Below are 21,170 nucleotides of genomic sequence, written 5' to 3' on the forward strand. Positions count from 1 at the left end.
CTGTGGGAGCAACTGTCTTCTTGTGGAAGCTGGCCTTGCTGGCGATGGGGCGCGTAGCGCCCTTGGCCCGGCTCTGCCGGGCATCGCCAGCATGGCTGACTCTTACGGATGGGCCACCTGCTCCTGCCAAGGTGTTCCGGCCTTTAGCATCGCATTCAGCCGTATGATCAAGACCCGCATGCACGCCACTATCGCCACCTTCGCGCATTTCCCCTCGGCCCGCAAAGCCGCATAGCGGGCTCCGAAGTCTTGGTTGTATCGGATGACGATCCAGCAGGCCATGTACAGCGCTCGCCTGACACGTGACCGGCCACCCCAGATCTCGCGCTTGCCCGCGTGTTTGCCGCTGTCTTGGTTGAACGGTGCAACACCCACCAGTGCCGCGATTTCCTTACGGTCCACCTGGCCCAACTCCGGCAGCAGAGCCACCAGCTTGGTTGCCGTGACCAAGCCAATGCCTTTGACCTCCAAGAGGCGTGGGACACGGTCGTCATTGAGCTTCACGGCCTGTTCAGCGATCTCGAGTTCGAGCGCTTTGATTTCACCTTTCAGGTAAACAATGTGGCGCTCCAGACGGAAGCAGACGCTGGTTGACTGGGCCTGCTTCAGCCGACGTTTGTCATCGTCACGTTGCTGGACGAAGCGATCCCGCTGCATCAGCAACTCGCGCAGCAAGGCCCGTTCAGGCGTCATTACCGTATACCGTTGAGGCGGCAGCACTTCGGCGAAGTGAGCCAGCACCGCAGCGTCGATGGGGTCGGTCTTGGCTTGTTTACCCATGGATTTGGCAAAGGCCCGGACGCGGCTGGGGTTTATCCGGTACGCCGGAAGACCAGCGTCATGTAGAGCCCGCAGGACGTTGCATTCGTAACCGCCGGTCGCTTCAAGGATGATTGCTGAAACCTGATACTCGCCGAGTTTTTCGACAAGCTGACTGAATCCGTTCAGGTCATTGGAAACATTGAAGTTCAAACCTTCGGGGCGGATGTGCACGGCAAGTGTGGTGCTGGAAACATCGATGCCGACAGAGGAAAACATGGCCAAACCCTCTTAGACTCAAGGAGTGAGAGCGCTTTGGCTTGGCCCACGCTTGTGGTTCGAGATTTGGCCCTCATCCAACTGTTCGGGCTCTCGCCAAAGTGGAACGGTGAATGGCAGCTTGTGCTCCCACACGTGCTCGAGGCACCTCGGGCTATCAACTTGCCATTCACCGCTCTCACCTTAGATTCTATTCCCTCCTCAAGACACAAGCGGGTTTACCCGCGAAGAGGCCGGTACAGGTTATTACCGAACCAGATGCAAGTACTGCATGTGCCGCTCGTACTGGTCGAGGATGTCGTTGATGATCTGCTCCTTGCTGTAGCCCACCAGGTCATAGTTCTGGCTGCCTTCGCTCAGGTGCACCTCCGCCCGATAATAACGGCGGTTCTTCAACTCCTGCGTCCCCAGCCCACCCAGGGCGAACGATGGCGTGAAGTAGCCACGCATCTGCACCTGGTAAATGAACGGCTGTTCCTCGCCATGGCCAATCTTCAAGCTGACATTGTCGTGGCTCGGGTCGTCCTGGGTAATCAGCACCAGGCCCTTCTGCTCGAACACTTCCCGCACGTCGGCAATCGCCGGGCGCACCACGTCATCCATGAAACGGTACACCTCATCACGCGACGGGAAATGCACCGCCTGGCTCAGGCGCTGGCGCCAGCCGCCACGGCCGCGACGTGACTGGGCAAACGGCGCCAGCGAGTGCATCTGCGCGATCTGCCGCTGCGACTCGAGGTAGAACGCCTTGTGCAGCCCCCACATCATGCACAGCAGAATCAGCGAGAACGGCAACGAAGTCAGCACCACCGCCGACTTCAGCGAATCGATACTGCCGGCGAACAACAGCGCGCTGGTGATCAGCGCAGTCATCGCGCCCCAGAAGATGCGCAGCCAGTTCGGCCCATCCTCGTCGGCTTCGCCGCCCTTGGCCGACAAGGTCGACAGCACCACGGTGCCCGAGTCGGCCGAGGTAACGAAGAACACGAAGCTGATGAACACCGTGGTGGCGATCACCGCCTTGCTCCAGGGGTAGGTCTCCAGCAGCAGGTACAGGCTCATCGACGGGTTATCCAGGGCCGACTGTCCCAGCGCGGTCATGCCGTGGTTGATCACCTGGTCCAGCGCGCTGTTGCCGAAGATCGACATCCACGCCAGGGTGAAACCGAGCGGAATCAACAGCACGCCAAAGACGAACTCGCGGATGGTGCGGCCACGGGAGATACGGGCGATGAACAGCCCCACGAACGGCGCCCAGGCAATCCACCAGGCCCAATAGAACACTGTCCAGCCACCCAGCCAATCGCGGTTTTCACCGTAGGCATACACGTCGAAGCTCTTGCGTGGCAAAGCGCCCAGGTAGTCGCCCAGGTTCTGGATGAGCGTATTGAACAGGTGCTGGGTAGGCCCGGCGAACAGCACGAACAGCAGCAGTGCGCAGGCCAGGAACAGGTTGATGTCGCTCATCACCCGCACCCCCTTTTCCACCCCGGCGACAGCCACGGCCACGGCCGCGCCCATCATCAGGGTGATGAGGATCACCTGCACCCACTGGCTGTGGCTGATGCCGAACAGGTAGTCGAGGCCGGCGTTCAGATGCAGCACACCAAAGCCCATGTCGGCGCCCAGGCCGAACACCGTGGCGATGATGCCGAAGCCGTCCACCGCGTAGCCGATCGGGCCGTTGATGCGTTTGCCGATCAGCGGGTACAGCGCCGAGCGCAGGGCCAGCGGTAGGTTGTGGCGGTAGGCGAAGTACGCCAGCGCCATACCGACGAAGGCGAAGACGCCCCAGCCATGCAGGCCCCAGTGAAGGAACAGAATCTGCATTGCCTGACGCCCGGCCTCGGCCGTGCCCGCTTCGCCCTGAGGCGGCTGCAGCATGTGGGTCAGCGGTTCGGAGACGCAGAAAAAGAACAGGGTGATGCTGATACCGGCGGCAAACAGCATGCCGGCCCACGACAGGTAACTGAACTCGGGTTCGTCGTGGTCGGCACCGAGCTTGATCTTGCCGTAGCCAGACAAGGCGGTGACCACCACGAAGACCAGGTACAGCGTCATCGCCAGCATGTAGTACCAGCCGACCGTGTTGGCCGCCCAGTTCTGCGCCGCCAGCAACCAGTCACCTGCCGCTTGCGGGTTGGAGATGACCACCAGGCCAAAGATGAGGATGAAACTAGCCGCGAAGTAGAACACCGGGGGGTTCATGCGGATCTTGCCATTGGCAAGGGAAGGGTTCGGTGCACTCATCGGGCGTGCACCTCGTCGAATGACGTAAGGTTCGGAATGAACGGGTTCAGCAAAGGAATCCTCCTGTTGAACACCGGCAGCGGACCAGCGTTTTTTCATTGAACAAGCGTTCAAGTTAAACATGGATCGGATTTCAATGCGAATTGGGCCGCTGATTGGCGTCCTTCTGAACCGGCCCTTTCGCGGGTTTACCCGCTAAGGGCCGGTTAAGGTCAAGCAAATGCCAGATCAGTTCTTGTCCTGGCAATCCAGCTGCAAGTTGGCCTGGGTGATGTTGCTTTCAGCCGGCACACTGCGGGTCAGCCACACATTGCCGCCAATGGTCGAGCCTTTGCCGATGGTAATGCGCCCCAGCACCGTGGCCCCGGCATAGATCACCACATCGTCCTCGACGATGGGGTGGCGCGGCAGGCCTTTGTGCAGGGTCCCCGACTCATCGCTTGGGAAGCGCTTGGCGCCCAGGGTAACCGCCTGGTAGATGCGCACGCGCTCGCCGATGATCGCAGTTTCGCCAATCACCACGCCGGTGCCGTGGTCGATGAAGAAGCTCGGGCCGATTTGCGCCCCTGGGTGAATGTCGATACCCGTGGCCGAATGCGCCAGCTCCGAACTGATCCTCGCCAGCAGCGGCAAGCCGGCCTGGTAAAGGTGGTGCGCCAGGCGGTGGTGGATGATCGCCAGGATACCTGGGTAGCACAGCAGTACTTCATCGACGCTGCGCGCCGCCGGGTCGCCGTGGTAGGCGGCCAGCACATCGGTGTCGAGCAGTACGCGCAGCTCCGGCAACGCAGCCGCGAAGCCCTGGATCAGGCTTAGCGCGTGAGCGTCTACACCTGCCAGCTCAGCCTTGCTTTGGCGAGCGGCATAGCGCAACTCCAGACGCGCCTGGGCCAGCAAGGCGGTCAGTGCGGCATCCAGAGTATGGCCGACGTAGAAGTCTTCGCTTTCTTCGCGCAGGTCCACAGGCCCAAGGCGCATGGGGAACAACGCACCGCACAGTTGCTCCAGAATCTGCCGCATCGCCTCGCGCGATGGCAGTTCGCGCCCGCCCTGCTCACCAATGCTGCGGCCATTGCGGGTGCGCCATTGCTCACGGGCGCCGCGCAGGCCAGTAACGATGTTCTGCAACTGCCAGTGCGCGGATGAAGGTTGTTCGCTCACGGTTTTCTCCTGCCGTATGGGCCATCTCATTTTTTTGCCAGGCCCGCGAAGAAACCAGGCCTGCCTACATGCAATCCACTCTACGGCAAATCCGACCCTTGGAAAAAACAACGCTTTATTCCATCCTGCGCTAAGTCAGGCATAAGCCGCGATGACGGCGTGGGGATCGTCGCCTACCCTCAAAGCAGCCAGCACCTGGCAAAAAGAAAAAAGGGAATAACAAAATAATTTTTTAGTATTTCCTGGCCTAAGCAGCCAACCCTATAGTCGCCACCTCACTACTTACACAACAAGCGCGGGGCTCTGACATGTCGAAATTCGCCAAACCGCTACTCAACGCCAGCCTGGCCCTCCTGCTGGGTGCCGGCCTGCTCGGCCAGGCCTTCGCCGGCGAGCAATTGAAGACTATCCAGGAAAAAGGCGTGATCAACGTCGGCCTGGAAGGTACCTACCCACCGTTCAGTTTCCAGGATGAGAACGGCAAGCTGGCCGGCTTCGAGGTGGAGCTTTCGGAACTCCTGGCCAAGGAGCTGGGGGTCAAGGCCAAGATCCAGCCAACCAAGTGGGACGGCATCCTTGCCGCGCTGGAGTCCAAGCGCCTGGACGTAGTGGTCAATCAGGTGACCATCTCCGAAGAGCGCAAGAAGAAATACGACTTCTCCGAGCCCTACACCGTTTCCGGTATCCAGGCCCTGATCCTGAAGAAGAAAGCCGAGCAGCTGAACATCAAGTCGGCGCAAGACCTGGCCGGCAAGAAAGTCGGTGTGGGCCTAGGCACCAACTACGAGCAGTGGGTCAAGCAGGATGTCCCGAAAGCCGAAGTGCGTACCTATGAAGACGACCCGAGCAAGTTCGCCGACCTGCGCAACGGCCGCATCGACGCCATCCTGATCGACCGCCTGGCCGCGCTGGAATACGCGCAAAAAGCCAAGGACACCGAGCTTGCCGGCGATGCCTTCTCGCGCCTGGAAAGCGGCGTAGCCCTGCGCAAGGGCGAGCCTGAGCTGCTGGCAGCGATCAACAAGGCCATCGACAAGCTCAAGGCTGACGGCACGCTGGCCAAGCTGTCCGAAAAATACTTCGGTGCCGATGTCACCAAATGATCGCTGAAAGCCTGCAACTCGTTGTCGACTCCACGCCCTTCCTGCTGAAGGGCGCGGGTTATACAGTGCTGCTCAGTGTCGGCGGCATGTTCTTCGGCCTGCTGCTGGGCTTTGCCCTTGCGCTGATGCGGCTGTCGAAGATTTTGCCGCTGAACTGGCTGGCGCGGGTCTACGTGTCGTTCTTCCGCGGCACGCCGCTGCTGGTGCAGCTGTTCGTGATCTATTTCGGCATGCCACAGATCGGTATCGAGCTCGACCCGATACCTGCCTCGCTGATCGGCCTGTCGCTGAACATGGCGGCCTACATCTGCGAAATCCTGCGTGCGGCGATTTCCTCGATCGACCGGGGCCAGTGGGAAGCTGCCGCCAGCATCGGCATGACCCGCGTCCAGGCCATGCGCCGGGCGATCCTGCCACAGGCCTTGCGCACCGCCCTGCCACCGTTGGGTAACAGCTTCATTTCGCTGGTCAAGGACACCGCCCTGGCGGCGACCATCCAGGTGCCCGAGCTGTTCCGCCAGGCGCAGCTGATTACCGCACGGACCTTCGAAGTGTTCACCATGTACGTGGCAGTCGCCGTTATCTACTGGGTGCTGTGCAGCATCCTTGCGCACTTCCAGAACCGCATGGAAGCGCGGGTCAACCAGCATGACCAGGAGCAATGAGCATGATTGAAGTCAAAGGCCTGACCAAACGGTTCAAGGGCCAGACCGTGCTCAACGGTATCGACCTGACCGTGCAGCCCGGCGAAGTGGTGGCCATCATCGGCCCCAGTGGCTCGGGCAAGACCACCTTCCTGCGCTGCCTGAACCTGCTGGAAACCCCCGATGCCGGGCAGATCCAGATCGGCGCCATCAGCATCGATGCCAACCGCCCGCTGGGTGGCCAGCAAGGTGCGATTCGGCGTTTGCGCCAGCAGGCCGGGTTCGTGTTCCAGAACTTCAACTTGTTCCCTCACCGCACCGCCCTGGAGAACGTGATCGAGGGGCCGGTGATCGTCAAGAAGACGCCTCGCGAACAGGCCATCGAGCTTGGCCGGCGTCTGCTGGCCAAGGTCGGCCTGGCGGGCAAGGAAGACGCCTACCCACGGCGCCTGTCCGGCGGCCAGCAGCAACGGGTGGCCATCGCCCGCGCCCTGGCCATGGAGCCGGAGGTGATCCTGTTCGACGAACCGACGTCGGCGCTGGACCCGGAGCTGGTGGGTGAAGTACTGGCGACCATCCGCGGCCTGGCCGAGGAAAAGCGCACCATGATCATCGTCACCCACGAGATGAGCTTTGCTCGGGATGTGGCGAACCGGGTGATCTTCTTCGACAAGGGCGTGATCGTGGAACAGGGTGAAGCCAAGGCGTTGTTTGCGGCGCCCAAGGAAGAGCGTACCCGGCAGTTCCTGCGCAAGTTCCTCGGTACCGCGGCTTCCGAATAAGCCTGCTCGGCCCTATTCGCGGGTTCACCCGCGAATAGGGCCGGCACATCTGTAGCAAATCCCTCCTTCTATACATATTCCAAATGGTTAGTTCATAAACAATTTATAAAGCATTAGGGTATATAAACCGGACCACCGGACCAGCACACATTTGTCGCGATCAGCTGTAGCGGCACAACTATTTTGTGAGGTCAGGAATGGTCAGGATCACAATCACCCCAGTGCGTATCGCCAGGGCATTGAGTGCAGCCAAGGAGCGGTACTGATGTCCAGCCAGCCAAATACCCAATTCCACAGCGATCTCGACAGCTCGCCCCTGCTGCTGCCGGCCAAGGTACTGCGCAATGACGCCGAAGCCCTGCAAGCGGCCCGCGAACTGGCCGAGGTTGCCCGCGAGCAAGCTGCCCGCCGCGACCAGCAACGCAAACTGCCTTGGGCCGAGATCGAGCTGTTCACCCGCAGCGGCCTGGGTAGCATCAGCGTACCCAAGGCCCACGGCGGCCCGGACGTATCGTTCGAAACCGTAGCCGAGGTTTTCCGCGTGATCAGCGCCGCCGACCCGGCCTTGGGGCAGATCCCGCAGAACCAGTTCGGCATGTTGCAACTGATTCGCCTGACGGCCACCGAGGCACAGCAGGCGCTGATCTTCCGCAGCGTGCTCGACGGCTGGCGCATCGGTAATGCCGGCCCCGAACGCGGCACCAAGGACACGCTCACCCTCAAGGCCCGGATAACTCGCGCTGGCGACAGCTATCGCATCAGCGGTGAGAAGTTCTATTCCACTGGCGCCCTGTTCGCTCACTGGGTGGCGGTGAAAGCCCTCGACGACGAAGGCCGCCAGCGCCTGGCATTCGTGCGCCGGGGCAGCCCGGGGCTGCGCATCGTCGACGACTGGTCCGGGTTCGGCCAGCGCACTACCGCCAGCGGCACTGTACTGCTGGACCAGGTACCAGTAGACGCCGAGCTGGTGATCGACAACTGGCGCCAGCGCGATATCCCCAACATCCAGGGCGCGGCTTCGCAGCTGATCCAGGCGGCGATCGACGCCGGCATTGCCGAAGCGGCAATCGACGATGCAATCACATTCGTGCGCGAAAAGTCCCGCCCATGGATCGAGGCCAACGTGGACCGTGCCAGCGACGACCCTTATGTGATTGCCGACATTGGCCGCCTGAAGCTCGAACTGCATGCCGCCGAAGCACTGCTGCGCAAAGCCGCGCGGGTACTCGACGAGGTCAATGCCGCGCCAATCGACGCCGCCAGCGCGGCACGCGCCTCGATTGCGGTGGCCGAGGCCAAGGTACTGACCACCGAGGTCGCCCTGCAGGCCAGCGAGAAGCTGTTCGAGTTGGCCGGCAGCCGCGCCACCCTCGCCGAGTTCAACCTCGACCGCCATTGGCGCAATGCCCGGGTGCACACCCTGCATGACCCGGTGCGCTGGAAGTACCACGCGGTGGGCGCGTACCACCTCAACGGCACCCTGCCTGCGCGGCATTCCTGGATCTGATTTTTTAGGCCTTGGGGGCTGCTTTGCAGCCCATCGCGACACAAGGCCGCTCCTACACGGGATCGCGTACCGACATCGGGTCGCGCCCCCCTGTAGGAGCGGCCTTGTGTCGCGATGGGCCGCAAAGCGGCCCCAATGGCCCCGGAGAACAACATGACTACAAATATCATCACCAGCGACACCGAAGCCCTGAATGTCGCCGAAGACATCGCCCAGCAACTGCGCCGCGACAGCGCCCTGCGCGACCGCGAGCGCCGCCTGCCGCACGCCGAACTGGAGCTGTTCACCCGCTCCGGCCTATGGGCCATCAGCGTGCCCAAGGCCTTCGGTGGCGCCGGCGTGTCCAATGTCACCCTGGCCAAGGTCATCGCCCGTATCGCCCAAGCCGACGGCTCGCTCGGGCAGATCCCGCAAAACCATTTCTACGGCCTGGAAGTACTGCGAGTAAACGGCACCCCCGAGCAGCAACAGCGGCTATACGCCGAAGTGTTGGCCGGCCGCCGCTTTGGCAATGCCCTGGCCGAGTTGGGCACCAAGACCGCCAACGAACGCACCACCCGACTGAGCCGTGACGGCGATGGCTTCCGCATCAACGGCCGCAAGTTCTATTCCACCGGTGCCATCTACGCCCAGCGCATTCCCACCTCGGTCGTCGACGACCAAGGCGTGCAGCAACTGGCCTTCGTCCCAGCCGACAGCCAGGGCTTGCAAGTGATCGATGACTGGAGCGGATTCGGCCAGCGCACCACCGGCAGCGGTTCGGTGGTGTTCGACAACGTGTACGTCAGCGCCGCCGACGTGGTGCCGTTCCAGAGTGCCTTCGAGCGCCCTACCCCGGTCGGGCCGTTGGCGCAGATCCTTCATGCCGCAATCGACACCGGCATCGCCCGCGCGGCTTATGAAGATGCCCTGCACTTCGTACGTACCCGCAGTCGTCCGTGGGTCGACTCCGGCCTGGACAAGGCCACGGATGACCCGCTGACGTTGAAAAGCTTCGGCCACCTGGCGATCCGTTTGCACGCCGCCGAGGCCCTGCTGGAGCGCGCCGGCGAGTACCTCGACCGCGCCCGCGACGACAGCACCGCCGACAACGTGGCCGCCGCCTCCATCGCCGTGGCCGAGGCACGCGCCATCAGCACCGAGATATCGCTTGCTGCAGGTACCGCGCTGTTCGAACTAGGTGGCAGCCAGGCAACCTTGGCCGAGCACAACCTCGACCGCCACTGGCGCAACGCCCGTGTGCACACCCTGCACGACCCGGTGCGCTGGAAGTACCACGCCATCGGCAACTACTACCTCAACGATGCCAACCCGCCACGTCGGGGGACCATCTGATGGCCAAGCAGATTCTGCTCAATGCCTTCAACATGAACTGCATCGGGCACATCAACCACGGCCTGTGGACCCATCCACGGGACACCTCGACCCAATACAAGACCCTGGACTACTGGACCCACCTGGCACGCCTGCTGGAGCGCGGCCTGTTCGACGGGCTGTTCATCGCCGATATCGTCGGTACCTACGACATCTACGGGCAGTCGCTGGACGTGCCCCTCAAGGAGTCGATTCAGCTGCCGGTCAACGACCCGCTGCTGCTGGTTTCAGCCATGGCTGCGGTCACCCGCCACCTGGGTTTCGGCCTTACCGCCAACCTCACCTACGAGGCGCCGTACCTGTTCGCCCGGCGCCTATCCACCCTCGACCACCTGAGCAATGGCCGAATCGGTTGGAACATCGTCACCGGTTACCTCGACAGCGCGGCCCGAGCCATGGGCCTTGAGCAACAACCCGAGCACGACCGCCGCTACGACCAGGCCGACGAATACCTGCAGGTGCTGTACAAGCTGCTGGAAGGCAGCTGGGCCGACGACGCCGTGGTCGCAGACCGCACGCAGCGCGTCTATGCCCAACCCGACAAGGTGCGCAAGGTCAGCCACCACGGCGAGTTCTACAACGTCGAGGGCTATCACCTGTGCGAGCCCTCGCCGCAGCGCACCCCGGTGCTGTTCCAGGCCGGCAGCTCGCCGCGCGGCCTGGCTTTCGCTGGCAACCATGCCGAATGCGTGTTCATCAGTGGCCAGGACAAGGCCGCCACCCGCGCCCAGGTCGACAAGGTGCGCGCAGCCGCCCAGGCTGCCGGTCGCGACCCGCAAGCAGTCAAGGTGTTCATGGGCATCACGGTGATCGTCGCGGCCACCGAGCAAGCGGCCCAGGCCAAGCATGCCGAATACCTGCGCCATGCAAGCCCCGAGGCCGGCGTCGCGCACTTCGCCGCATCCACCGGCATCGACTTCGCCGCCTACGCGCTGGACGAGCCAATCGCCTTCAACCAGGGCAACGCCATCCAGTCGGCCACCCGCCAGTTGCAAGACAACGCCTGGACCCGCCGGCGCCTGCTTGAGCAGCACGCCCTGGGTGGCCGCTACGTCACCCTGGTCGGCGCTCCCGAACAGGTGGCCGAACAGTTGATTGCCTGGGTCGACGAAACCGGGCTGGACGGCTTCAACCTGACCCGCACCGTCACCCCGGAAAGCTTCGAGGACTTCATCGACCTGGTCGTCCCGCAACTGCAGCAGCGTGGCCGCTACAAGACCGCCTACGCCGAAGGCACCCTGCGCGAGAAGCTGTTCCAGGCCGACCACCCGCACTTGCCCGTCAGCCACCCTGGCTCGGCTTATCGTTTTACCCCAACCCCTGCCCCGACTGGAGCCCTGCATCATGCTTGAGAAACTGTTCCGGCCCGTCGCGGCCATTGCCTTCACACTGGGCCTGTCCGCCAGCGCCCTGGCAGCCGAACCGCTGAAGATCGGCACCACCTCGGCCTTTGCCATTCCGCTGGAAGCCGCAGTGGAGGAAGCACACAAGCAAGGCCTGGAAGTGAAGCTGATCGAGTTCAGCGACTGGATTGCGCCCAATGTCAGCCTCAACAGTGGCGACATCGACGTGAACTACTTCCAGCACATCCCGTTCCTGGAAAACGCCAAAGCCGCTGCGGGCTTCAACCTGGTGCCCTACGCCTCGGGCATCATCAACAACGTTGGCCTGTACTCGAAAACGTACAAAAGCTTCGCCGACCTGCCAGAAGGCGCCAGCGTGGCCATCGCCAACGACCCGATCAACAGCGGCCGGGGCCTGCAACTGCTGGCCAAGGCCGGGCTGATCACCCTGAAGCCAGGCGTTGGCTACAAGGCCACCGAGGACGACATCGTCACCAACCCGAAAAAGCTGAAAATCCTGCAGGTCGAGGCGGTTCAGCTGGTGCGCGCCTACGATGACGCCGACCTGGTGCAGGGTTACCCGGCCTACATCCGCCTGGCCAATACCTTCGATGCCACCTCGGCGTTGCTGTTCGATGGCCTGGAAAACAAGGAATACGTGATCCAGTTCGTCATCCGCCCACAAAGCAAGGACGACCCACGCCTGGCCAAGTTCGTCGACATCTACCAGCACTCGCCTGTGGTACGCGCAGCGTTGGACAAAGCCCACGGCAAGCTCTACCAAGCTGGCTGGGAAGGCTGACATGAGCCAGGCCAGCGCGCTCAGGGCGCCTACCCCACAACCATTGCCGCCAACGGTCAAGGAACAGGCCCTGCGCCCGGAAGTCAATGAAGCCCATGTGCGCTTCATCGGCCTGGGCAAGACCTACCCTGGCCAGGCACAACCGGCCTTGCAAGGCATCGACCTGAACATCCGCCATGGCGAGATTTTCGGCATCATCGGCCGTAGCGGCGCCGGCAAGTCTTCACTGCTGCGTACCATCAACCGCCTGGAGCAACCCAGCCAGGGCCGGATACTGATCGACCAGGTAGACATCGCCCCCTTCGACGAGGACCGCCTGGTGGCGCTGCGTCGGCGCATCGGCATGATCTTCCAGCACTTCAACCTGATGTCGGCCAAGACTGTATGGCAGAACGTCGAGCTGCCGTTGAAGGTGGCCGGCGTGGCCAAGGCCGAGCGTCAGCACAAGGTGCGCGAGTTGCTGGAGCTGGTCGGTTTGCAGGAAAAGCACCATGTGTACCCGGCGCAGCTGTCCGGCGGGCAGAAACAGCGCGTGGGCATTGCCCGAGCGCTGGTGCACGACCCCGAGATCTTGCTGTGCGACGAGGCCACCTCGGCGCTGGACCCAGAGACCACGGCCTCGATCCTTGAGCTGCTGCGCGACATCAATCAGCGCCTGGGCCTGACCATCGTGCTGATCACCCACGAAATGGCGGTAATCCGTGATATCTGCCATCGGGTGGTGGTGCTAGAGCGCGGTGAGGTGGTCGAGCAGGGCGAAGTCTGGCGGGTGTTCGGCTCTCCCCGCCACGAGGTCACCCGCACCCTGCTCGCACCCTTGCAGGCCAGGCTGCCAGCCGCATTGCAAGCCAGCCTGCAGGCCAGCCCGGCGAGCCATGACAGCGCCGTGGTGCTGAAACTGACAGTGCTCGGTGAGCCAGAGCTGTCTGCCCTGTTCCAAGACTTGGGCGGGCGTGTGCGCCTGCTGCAGGGTGGCGTGGAAACCATCGGCGAGCATGCCCTGGGGCAGTTGATCCTGTCGGTGCAACACTCGCCGCACGACACCCATCAATTGCTGGAACGTGCCCGCCGCTGGGCCGAGGACGTGGAGGTGCTGGGCCATGTGGTTTGATCGTCTGCTGGAAGGCTTGCTCGATACCCTGCTGATGGTCGGCGTTTCGTCGCTGATCGCCCTGCTGGTGGGCGTACCGATGGCGGTGCTGCTGGTCACCAGCGACAAGGGCGGGATCTTCGAGGCGCCGCTGCTGAACCGGGTGCTGGGCGCCTTCGTCAACCTGTTCCGCTCGATCCCGTTCCTGATCCTGATGGTCGCGCTGATCCCCTTCACCCGCCTGGTGGTAGGCACCACCTACGGCGTGTGGGCGGCGGTGGTGCCGCTGACCATCGCCGCCACGCCGTTCTTTGCGCGGATTGCCGAGGTCAGCCTGCGCGAGGTCGACCATGGCTTGGTGGAGGCCGCACAGGCCATGGGCTGCCGGCGCTGGCACATTGTCTGGCATGTGCTGCTGCCCGAGGCACTGCCGGGCATCGTGGGGGGGTTCACCATTACCCTCGTGACCTTGATCAACTCTTCGGCGATGGCTGGGGCGATTGGTGCTGGAGGGTTGGGGGATATCGCCTACCGGTATGGCTACCAGCGTTTCGACAGCCAGATCATGCTGACCGTGATTGCCTTGCTGGTGGCGTTGGTGGCGTTGATCCAGCTGGGCGGGGACCGCTTGGCGAAGGGCTTGAACAAGCGTTGACTGCCGGGGGCTGCTTTGCAGCCCGATCGCGACACAAGGCCGCTCCTACAGACGACCGCATACCCATGTAGGAGCGGCCTTGTGTCGCGACCGGGCCGCAAAGCGGCCCCAAGCTCTCAATCCCAGCGAAGATCCCCAGCCGGCACCGGCCGCCCGAACCAGTACCCTTGGCCCAATTGACACTGCTCCTGCAGCAGGAAACGGGCCTGCTCGGCCTGCTCAATGCCCTCGGCATGCACCTGCATGCCCATGCTGCGGGCCAGGGCGATGATCACCCGCACGATCGCGATGTCATCCTCATCCAGCGGCAAACCGGCAACGAAGCCCTGGTCGATCTTCAGCTTCTGCACGGGCAAACGCTTGAGCCGCAACAGCGACGAATACCCGGTGCCGAAGTCGTCGATGGCCAGGGTCACCCCCAGCTCGCGCAAACGGTGCAGCTGCTCCAGCGCCACCTCAGGGTCTTCCATCACCGCGCTTTCCGTCACTTCCAGCTCCAGCAAGGCTGGGGGCAGGCCAGTTTCATGCAAAACCGCGGCGACTTGCCGGTACAGCTCATGCTGGCCAAACAGGCGGCTGGATATGTTCACCGCCACAAAGGCCAGCTGCCTGCCTTCGGCCTGCCACTGCACCATTTGCCGGCAAGCCTGGCGCAGCACCCAGGTATCGATTTCGGCAATCAGCCCGGTGCGCTCGGCAATCGGGATGAACTCGCCCGGCGGCACCAGGCCCCGCTGGGGATGCTGCCAGCGCACCAACGTCTCGACCCCGACCTGTCGGCCTGTCGCCAGGTCATGTACCGGCTGGAAATACACCCGCAGCTCATCCTGCTCCAGGGCCCGGCGCAGCTCTCCAGCAGTCTCGACCCGGTGTTGGGCGTGGGCAGTCAGCTCTTCGGTGTACAGCGCATAGCAGGCCCGCCCGTTGCTTTTGGCCTTGTACAACGCCGCGTCGGCATTACGCAGCAACTGTTCGGCGCCCAACGCATCGCTGGGGAACAGGCTGATACCGACGCTGGCACTGATGAACAGGCGATTTTCCTCGCACAGGAACGGCTCGCGCATACGCTCGATGATGCACTGCGCCAGCTTGCCCGCCTGGCCGACCTGTTGGCAGTTCTCGGCCAGCACAGCGAACTCGTCGCCGCCCAGCCGCGCCAGGGTCACGCCGCTACCCAGCACCTCACCCAGGCGCTCGCCCACCCGTTTCAGCAACTGGTCACCGATGGTGTGGCCAAGGCCATCGTTGATGCTCTGGAAGTGGTCCAGGTCCAGCAGCAACAGCGCGCAACCGCGCTTGTTGGCCTGTGCCGCCGCCAATGCCTGCTCGACCCGGTCGGTGAACAGCAGGCGGTTGGGCAGGCCCGTCAATGGGTCGTGGTGGGCCAGGTAGGCCAGCTCCTGTTCTGTATGCTTGATCGCACTGATGTCACTGAACACCGCCACGTAATGGCTGAGCTCACCATCGTCATCGCGAATGGCACATATGGTCTGCCACTGCGGATAAATTTCGCCGCTCTTGCGTCGGTTCCAGATTTCACCGCTCCACTCGCCCTGTTCGGCCAGGGTGGCGAAGATCTGCTGGTAGAACGCAAGGCCATGGCGACCGGACTTGAACTTGCTCGGGCGCTGGCCCATCACCTCGTCCTGCTGATAGCCGGTGATGCGCATGAAGGCACGGTTGACGTGCACGATCAGGCCCTGGCGGTCGGTGACCAGTACACCTTCGAGGGTACTGTCGAACACTGCGGCGGCCATGCGCAGCCGCTCACGATCCTCGCAGCGCAAGCGCGCACCAGCACCGATGAAGTTCAGCAGCCGTACCCTGGAAACGTAGATCAGTACGGCACTGAACAACACCCACAGCACGATGTTGATCTGCCGCCCCACGGTCAGTGCCAGGGGGTCGTCAGTCATGCCGTGCAGCATCACCTCGGCGAGCGCCAGCCAGAGGATCGAGAGCACCACATACAGCGCAGCCATGCGCAAGGCGTCGCGAACGGAAACAGACATGTCGGGTGGGATTGCCCATCAGAAAAGAATGGGCATTATAAAGGCTCTGGCGCACTGTGGGAGCGGGTTTACCCGCGAAGATGGCAACGCGGTGGATGGCACCGGCTCTGCCGGTGTTCTCGGCTGAAGCCGCTCCCACATGGATTGCGTGAAATATCGCGTCGTCAGCTTTGACTGGTTTTATTTCCCTGCCAAGGGATAATCAGCCCCTCCTCCTGCATTCCGAGGGTTTTTACACCTATGTGGTACAACGGCCTGCTCGACTTGTCGGCCTGGCAACTGGTGGGCATCACTTTGTTGATGACCCACGTGACCATTGTCAGCGTCACGGTCTACCTGCATCGCTACTCCGCGCACCGGGCCTTGGAGCTCAACGGCGCGCTCAAGCATTTCTTCCGTTTCTGGCTGTGGCTGACCACGGCGCAGAACACCCGCGAGTGGACCGCCGTCCACCGCAAGCACCACGCCAAGTGCGAAACCCCCGACGACCCCCACAGCCCGGTGCACAAGGGCCTGAGTACGGTGTTGCGCAAAGGTGCCGAGCTGTACCGTGAAGAGGCACGCAACCCCGAAACCCTGCGCATCTACGGCAAGAACTGCCCGGAAGACTGGATCGAACGCAACCTCTACTCGCGTTACAAGCTGGGCGGTATCGCACTGATGGCAGTCATCGACCTGCTGCTGTTCGGCACCATCGGCATCACCATCTGGGCGGTGCAGATGATGTGGATTCCGTTCTGGGCCGCCGGTGTGGTCAACGGCCTGGGCCATGCCCTCGGCTACCGCAACTTCGAATGCCGCGACGCCGCCACCAACCTGGTGCCGTGGGGCATCGTCATCGGTGGTGAAGAACTGCACAACAACCACCACACCTACCCCAACTCGGCCAAGCTCTCGGTCAAACGCTGGGAGTTCGACATGGGCTGGGCCTGGATCCGCCTCTTCTGCCTGCTGCGTCTGGCCAAGGTGCAGCGTGTGGCGCCCATCGCTCATCGGGTGGCCGGCAAGGCCAACCTGGACATGGATACCGCCATGGCCATCCTCAACAACCGCTTCCAGATCATGGCCCAGTACCGCAAGCTGGTGATCGGCCCGCTGGTGAAACAGGAGCTGGCACGCGTCGATACCTCGGTGCGTCACCGCTTCCGCCGTGCCAAACGCCTGCTGTCGCGTGAAACCAGCCTGCTGGAAGACCGCCACCACGTGCGCATCGAGTCGATGCTCGCGCACAGCCAGGCACTGAAAACCATCTACGAAAAGCGCCTGGCCCTGCAGCAGATCTGGGCACGCACCAGCGCCAACGGCCACGACATGCTGGCGGCCATGAAGGACTGGGTACACGAGGCCGAAAGCAGCGGCATCCACGCCCTGCGCGACTTCGCGGCACAACTCAAGACCTACTCCCTGCGCCCGACCGGCGCCTGACCACCGTTGATCGGCACGCCCCACCGTGGGGCGTGCCGTCCGGAACTTAGCCCCCACGTTCCCACTCAAATTCGGCACATCGCCCGCGTGGCGGGCCGGATGCTGGCCGCACGCTTTCACGTTGAGACCCGCTTCGTGCACATGGCCAAGAACATTCCAACGACATTGCCCGGCACCCCACCTCCCGAAGCCGCCCAGACGTTACTGGCACTCCTCCACGCCCAAGGCGAGGTTGCCCGCCTGAGTGAGCGCGATCAGCTGTTCAGCTCGCTGCTCGACAGCGTCAATGCGGTGCTCTGGGCCTTCGACTGGGAAACCCGCCAGGTGCTGTATGTGAGCCCCGCCTACGAGCGCATCTTTGGCCGCCCCGTCAGCCTGGTGCTGGCCGACTACAACGAATGGCGTGACAGTATTTACCCCGATGACCTCGAGTTCGCCGAACGCAGCCTGGCTCAGGTGCTGCTCAAGGGCGCAGTGGAAGACCGCGAATACCGTATCCTCAATGCCGACGGGCAACTGCGCTGGTTGAGCGACAAGTGCTACATCAACCAGCAGCACGATGGCGACCGGGTGATCATTGTCGGTATCGCCGAAGACATCACCGAAAAGAAGCAGCTTGAAGGGGAGCTGCAGCGCCTGGCCACCACCGATGTGCTGACCCAGAGCAGCAACCGCAGGCACTTCTTCGAGTGTGCTCAGCAAGCGTTCGACAGCGCCCGCGAAGACGGCACGCCGCTGGCCTTTCTGTTGCTGGATATCGATGACTTCAAGCGCATCAACGACAGTTACGGCCACCAGGAAGGCGATCAGGTGCTGCAACACATCGCCGACAGCGGCAAAGCCGTGCTACGCCGTGGCGACCTGTTCGGGCGCATTGGCGGCGAGGAGTTCGCAGCGGTGTTCCCAGGTTGCAACGCCGAGGTCGCAGAACAGATTGCCGAGCGTTTGCAGCGGCAGATTCAGCGCTTGAGCTTCAGCCATGGGCAGCAGACCTACGGGGTGACGGTGAGCCAGGGGCTGACCGGGCTGACCGAAGAGGATGTAACGCTGGATAGCCTGTATGCCCGAGCCGATGCGGCGATGTACCAAGCCAAGCGGCAAGGCAAGAACCAGATAGTCCGCGGCTGATCAGGCAACGTGCAGGATGGCACCGGCTTTGGCCGGTGTTCGCCGGCTCGCCCGCTCCTACAGGGGCTACACCGGCGGCTCTTCCTGCGGTTTGACTTCGGGGTTTTCCACCTTGCGCAGCCGGTTCAGCTCCGGCAAGCCCAGCTTGAGCAAGCGTGCGGTCTTGCCGCTGGCTACTTTCTCCAGCCCCTGCTCAGCCGGCAGCCGCGACAGCTGCCCTGCCAGGCTCATGGCCAGGATCTCCCGCGAATACACGCCGCCGCCCAACTGGTAGATCGCCGCGATCAATTCGCGCAAGGCCAGCGGCAGCCGCCAACGGGTACGCAGCGCCGAACCGAACGCCGCACCAAACTCATCCAGCGACTGCTGCACATTGCGCTCGTCCAAGTCCCCTCCGGCCAGCCGCCACTCCTGCAGGCAGCGCAACACCGCCAGGTCACCCAGGCAATGCAGCAAGCCCGCGCAGTAACAACGCCCTTCGTCCAGCTCGAGCAGACGCGCCAGGGTGCGGCCATATTCCGCCGTATGCAGCGACAGGTCCCAGTAACGGGCCGCGTGCTCAGCCAGCAATGGGTCGCTGAGGCGTGCGCTGCGCTTGAGGGTCATGCCCAGGATCAGGTTCATGCTCTGGGTGCTGCCAAGCTTGTTCAGGGCTTGCAGCAACGTCTGCACCGGCGCCTCACGGTGCAAGGCCGCGCTATTGGCCGCTGCGATCAATACCGCCGTGACCTGCGGGTCGTTACGCACCTCCTCTTCGAGCACCTTCAGGTTCAGGCCCTGGGGGTTGAGCGCGCGCTTGATAGCCACCTGCACATCGGCCAACAGCGGCCCGCCATCGGCGTTAGCGCGACGCTGTTCAAGGTAGGCCGGCAGGCTGGCACCCGGCTGCAAGGCCGGCATTGGGCAGGCGATCTCTTCGCCAACGGCCACCAGCAGCTCTTCCAGGCGCTTGCGCAGGTTGTCCAGGTTCAACGGTTTGCTCAGGTAGGCCGTGGGGTGCAGGGGCAATGCCTCGCGCACACTGGCACTGTCGCTGCGGTTGCTCATGAGAATGAACGGCAGCCCCGGCCCTTTGGCGCGCACCTTGCGCAACAGGTCGAGGCCATCGACACCGGCCAGCTCGCGGGCGGCGATGATCAGGTCAGGCTTACTGGACAACGCACTGAGCGCTTGCGAGCCGTCGGCGCATACCTGCAGGCGCGCGTCACAGCGCACGCTGAGCAGCATTTCGCTGAGCATGTCACGTACCCAGGGATCGCCCTCGACAATCAGTACGTTTGGTGCGGTGGGGTTTGCAGCGCTCATCGCCAACTACTCCTGAATAGCCTGACACACAGTCCGTCGCAGCTTCCCAAGCAAATCCTCCGCTAACCATAGCGCCCCAAGCCTTTTCTGGGCACAAAAAAAACCCGCCGAAGCGGGTTTTTTCAGAAGCGCGTCACATCAAGCGAGTTCAGCGAAGCACTCTTCGATGATGGCCAGACCTTTGTCCAGCAGTGCGTCTTCGGCAGTCAGCGGTACCAGGATACGCAGAACGTTGCCGTAGGTACCGCAGGACAGCAGGATCAGACCCTTTTCGCGTGCCTTGGCAACCACCTGGCCAACAGCAGCAGCGTTCGGGGTGTGAGTGCCTTTCTCGAAGACTTCAACAGCGATCATCGAGCCCAGACCACGGACGTCGCCGATGATCGGGTGCTTCTTCTGGATTTCGCGCAGGCCGGTGGTCAGGCGCTCACCCACAGCCTTGCTGCGGTCCAGCAGTTTTTCTTCTTCGAACACTTCGATCACGGCCAGGGCCGCGGCGCAAGCGATCGGCGAACCGGCGTAGGTGCCGCCCAGGCCGCCCGGAGCGATCGCGTCCATGTACTCGGCCTTGCCGCACACACCGGCCAGCGGGAAGCCGCCAGCGATGGATTTGGCGAAGGTGGTCAGGTCAGGCGCAACGCCCATCTGTTCCATGGCGAAGAAGGTGCCGGTACGGCCAGCGCCAGTCTGTACTTCGTCGGCGATCAGCAGGATGCCGTGCTGGTCGCACAGGGCGCGCAGGCGCTTCATCAGCTCTTTAGGCGCTGGCAGGAAGCCGCCTTCGCCTTGTACTGGCTCGAGGATGATCGCGGCGATGTCGCGTGGCTCGGCGTCGTTCTTGAAGATGCGCTCGACCGAAGCGATGGCGTCGTCAACGCTGATACCGTGCAGTTCGCTCGGGAACAGGGCGCGGAAGATACCGCCTGGCATCAGGCCCATGCCAGCGGAGTACGGCACAACCTTGCCGGTCAGGCCCAGGGTCATCATGGTACGGCCGTGGTAGCCGCCGGTGAAGGCGATGACGCCAGCGCGGCCGGTGGCGGCACGGGCGATCTTCACGGCGTTTTCAACGGCTTCGGAGCCGGTGGTGACCAGCAGGGTCTTCTTGTCGAAGTCGCCTGGGACCAGCTTGTTGATCTTTTCGCACAGCTCTACGTAAGGTTCGTAAGCCAGTACCTGGAAGCAGGTGTGGCTGACCTTGGTCAGTTGCTCTTGCACGGCCGCAACCACTTTCGGGTGCAGGTGGCCGGTGTTCAGCACTGCGATGCCGCCGGCGAAGTCGATCAGTTCGCGGCCTTCAACGTCGATCACAGTCGAGTTCTTCGCGGTGTCGACGAAGATCGGGTGGATCTGGCCAACGCCACGTGGGACGGCAGCTACACGACGTTGCATCAAGGATTCGTTGGTCTTGCTCATAATGCCCTCATTGCGCCGACAGGAATGGCGCTTTTATTCGGGGGGGCTGGGAGTGCTCGCGAACAGTATTCGTTGATCGACTGCCGCAAACGCCCTGGCCACCAGGTACTGCGATGTAAAAAAGGCCAGCGAGAC

At 62.9% G+C, this 21,170-nt stretch carries 17 protein-coding genes; 11 read left to right on the forward strand and 6 right to left on the reverse strand.

Annotated features, from left to right (window positions below; all coding sequences use genetic code 11):
* Positions 1 to 102: 102 nt before the first annotated feature.
* The 3 genes from DM807_RS10775 to epsC form a co-directional block, all read right to left on the reverse strand.
* On the reverse strand, positions 103 to 1,038 hold the full coding sequence (locus DM807_RS10775; protein WP_179026968.1) for an IS110 family transposase: 936 nt from the start codon (positions 1,036 to 1,038) through the stop codon (positions 103 to 105).
* A 246-nt stretch (positions 1,039 to 1,284) separates the two neighbouring features.
* Positions 1,285 to 3,246: a choline transporter BetT gene (gene betT, locus DM807_RS10780; RefSeq protein ID WP_171577237.1), complete on the reverse strand. Its 1,962-nt coding sequence runs from the start codon at positions 3,244 to 3,246 to the stop codon at positions 1,285 to 1,287.
* 270 nt (positions 3,247 to 3,516) lie between these two features.
* On the reverse strand, positions 3,517 to 4,449 hold the full coding sequence (gene epsC / locus DM807_RS10785; protein WP_012270034.1) for a serine O-acetyltransferase EpsC: 933 nt from the start codon (positions 4,447 to 4,449) through the stop codon (positions 3,517 to 3,519).
* A gap of 308 nt (positions 4,450 to 4,757) precedes the next feature.
* Here epsC and tcyJ point away from each other — a divergent pair, with 308 nt between their 5' ends.
* The 9 genes from tcyJ (at position 4,758) to DM807_RS10830 (ending at position 13,749) form a co-directional block, all read left to right on the forward strand.
* Entirely contained in the window at positions 4,758 to 5,552 is a 795-nt protein-coding gene (tcyJ, locus tag DM807_RS10790) for a cystine ABC transporter substrate-binding protein (protein ID WP_012270033.1), read from the forward strand.
* Positions 5,549 to 6,217: a cystine ABC transporter permease gene (gene tcyL / locus DM807_RS10795; protein ID WP_012270032.1), complete on the forward strand. Its 669-nt coding sequence runs from the start codon at positions 5,549 to 5,551 to the stop codon at positions 6,215 to 6,217. The genes tcyJ and tcyL overlap by 4 nt, the downstream gene beginning before the upstream one ends.
* A gap of 2 nt (positions 6,218 to 6,219) precedes the next feature.
* The gene (tcyN, locus tag DM807_RS10800) at positions 6,220 to 6,978 is read left to right on the forward strand and encodes an L-cystine ABC transporter ATP-binding protein TcyN (RefSeq protein ID WP_003255850.1); all 759 of its coding nucleotides are present in this window, start codon (positions 6,220 to 6,222) and stop codon (positions 6,976 to 6,978) included.
* 265 nt (positions 6,979 to 7,243) lie between these two features.
* On the forward strand, positions 7,244 to 8,485 hold the full coding sequence (locus tag DM807_RS10805) for an SfnB family sulfur acquisition oxidoreductase (RefSeq protein WP_060493649.1): 1,242 nt from the start codon (positions 7,244 to 7,246) through the stop codon (positions 8,483 to 8,485).
* Positions 8,486 to 8,638: 153 nt separating this feature from the next.
* Positions 8,639 to 9,820, forward strand: coding sequence for an SfnB family sulfur acquisition oxidoreductase (locus tag DM807_RS10810; RefSeq protein WP_012270030.1), 1,182 nt, complete (start codon positions 8,639 to 8,641; stop codon positions 9,818 to 9,820).
* Positions 9,820 to 11,211 carry an LLM class flavin-dependent oxidoreductase gene (locus DM807_RS10815; RefSeq protein WP_012270029.1) on the forward strand — a complete coding sequence of 464 codons (1,392 nt, stop codon included), beginning with the start codon at positions 9,820 to 9,822 and terminating at the stop codon, positions 11,209 to 11,211. The genes DM807_RS10810 and DM807_RS10815 overlap by 1 nt, the downstream gene beginning before the upstream one ends.
* Positions 11,204 to 12,004 (forward strand): MetQ/NlpA family ABC transporter substrate-binding protein, encoded by an 801-nt coding sequence (locus tag DM807_RS10820; RefSeq protein ID WP_012270028.1) that lies wholly within the window; start codon positions 11,204 to 11,206, stop codon positions 12,002 to 12,004. The genes DM807_RS10815 and DM807_RS10820 overlap by 8 nt, the downstream gene beginning before the upstream one ends.
* Before the next feature lies 1 nt (position 12,005).
* Positions 12,006 to 13,115: a methionine ABC transporter ATP-binding protein gene (locus DM807_RS10825; protein WP_012270027.1), complete on the forward strand. Its 1,110-nt coding sequence runs from the start codon at positions 12,006 to 12,008 to the stop codon at positions 13,113 to 13,115.
* Complete coding sequence (locus DM807_RS10830) at positions 13,105 to 13,749, forward strand: methionine ABC transporter permease (RefSeq protein ID WP_012270026.1); 645 nt, start codon at positions 13,105 to 13,107, stop codon at positions 13,747 to 13,749. The genes DM807_RS10825 and DM807_RS10830 overlap by 11 nt, the downstream gene beginning before the upstream one ends.
* A gap of 116 nt (positions 13,750 to 13,865) precedes the next feature.
* Here the strand turns inward: DM807_RS10830 and dibA are convergent, their stop codons facing one another.
* A complete protein-coding gene (gene dibA, locus DM807_RS10835) occupies positions 13,866 to 15,761 on the reverse strand; it encodes a phosphodiesterase DibA (RefSeq protein ID WP_069943162.1) in 1,896 nt (631 codons plus the stop codon).
* Between the two features lie 240 nt (positions 15,762 to 16,001).
* On the opposite strand from dibA, the gene desA reads away from it, so the two are divergent.
* Both desA and DM807_RS10845 read left to right on the forward strand, forming a co-directional pair.
* Positions 16,002 to 17,186 (forward strand): delta-9 fatty acid desaturase DesA, encoded by a 1,185-nt coding sequence (gene desA / locus DM807_RS10840; protein WP_012270024.1) that lies wholly within the window; start codon positions 16,002 to 16,004, stop codon positions 17,184 to 17,186.
* 99 nt (positions 17,187 to 17,285) lie between these two features.
* Positions 17,286 to 18,314 (forward strand): GGDEF domain-containing protein, encoded by a 1,029-nt coding sequence (locus DM807_RS10845; RefSeq protein ID WP_012270023.1) that lies wholly within the window; start codon positions 17,286 to 17,288, stop codon positions 18,312 to 18,314.
* 66 nt (positions 18,315 to 18,380) lie between these two features.
* Here DM807_RS10845 and DM807_RS10850 read toward each other — a convergent pair whose 3' ends face one another.
* Both DM807_RS10850 and gabT read right to left on the reverse strand, forming a co-directional pair.
* Positions 18,381 to 19,619 carry a response regulator gene (locus tag DM807_RS10850; RefSeq protein WP_060514233.1) on the reverse strand — a complete coding sequence of 413 codons (1,239 nt, stop codon included), beginning with the start codon at positions 19,617 to 19,619 and terminating at the stop codon, positions 18,381 to 18,383.
* Positions 19,620 to 19,757: 138 nt separating this feature from the next.
* Positions 19,758 to 21,035, reverse strand: coding sequence for a 4-aminobutyrate--2-oxoglutarate transaminase (gene gabT / locus DM807_RS10855; RefSeq protein WP_012270021.1), 1,278 nt, complete (start codon positions 21,033 to 21,035; stop codon positions 19,758 to 19,760).
* Positions 21,036 to 21,170: the final 135 nt, after the last annotated feature.

Source organism: Pseudomonas hunanensis, from assembly GCF_013393325.1.
GTDB lineage: Bacteria > Pseudomonadota > Gammaproteobacteria > Pseudomonadales > Pseudomonadaceae > Aquipseudomonas > Aquipseudomonas putida_P.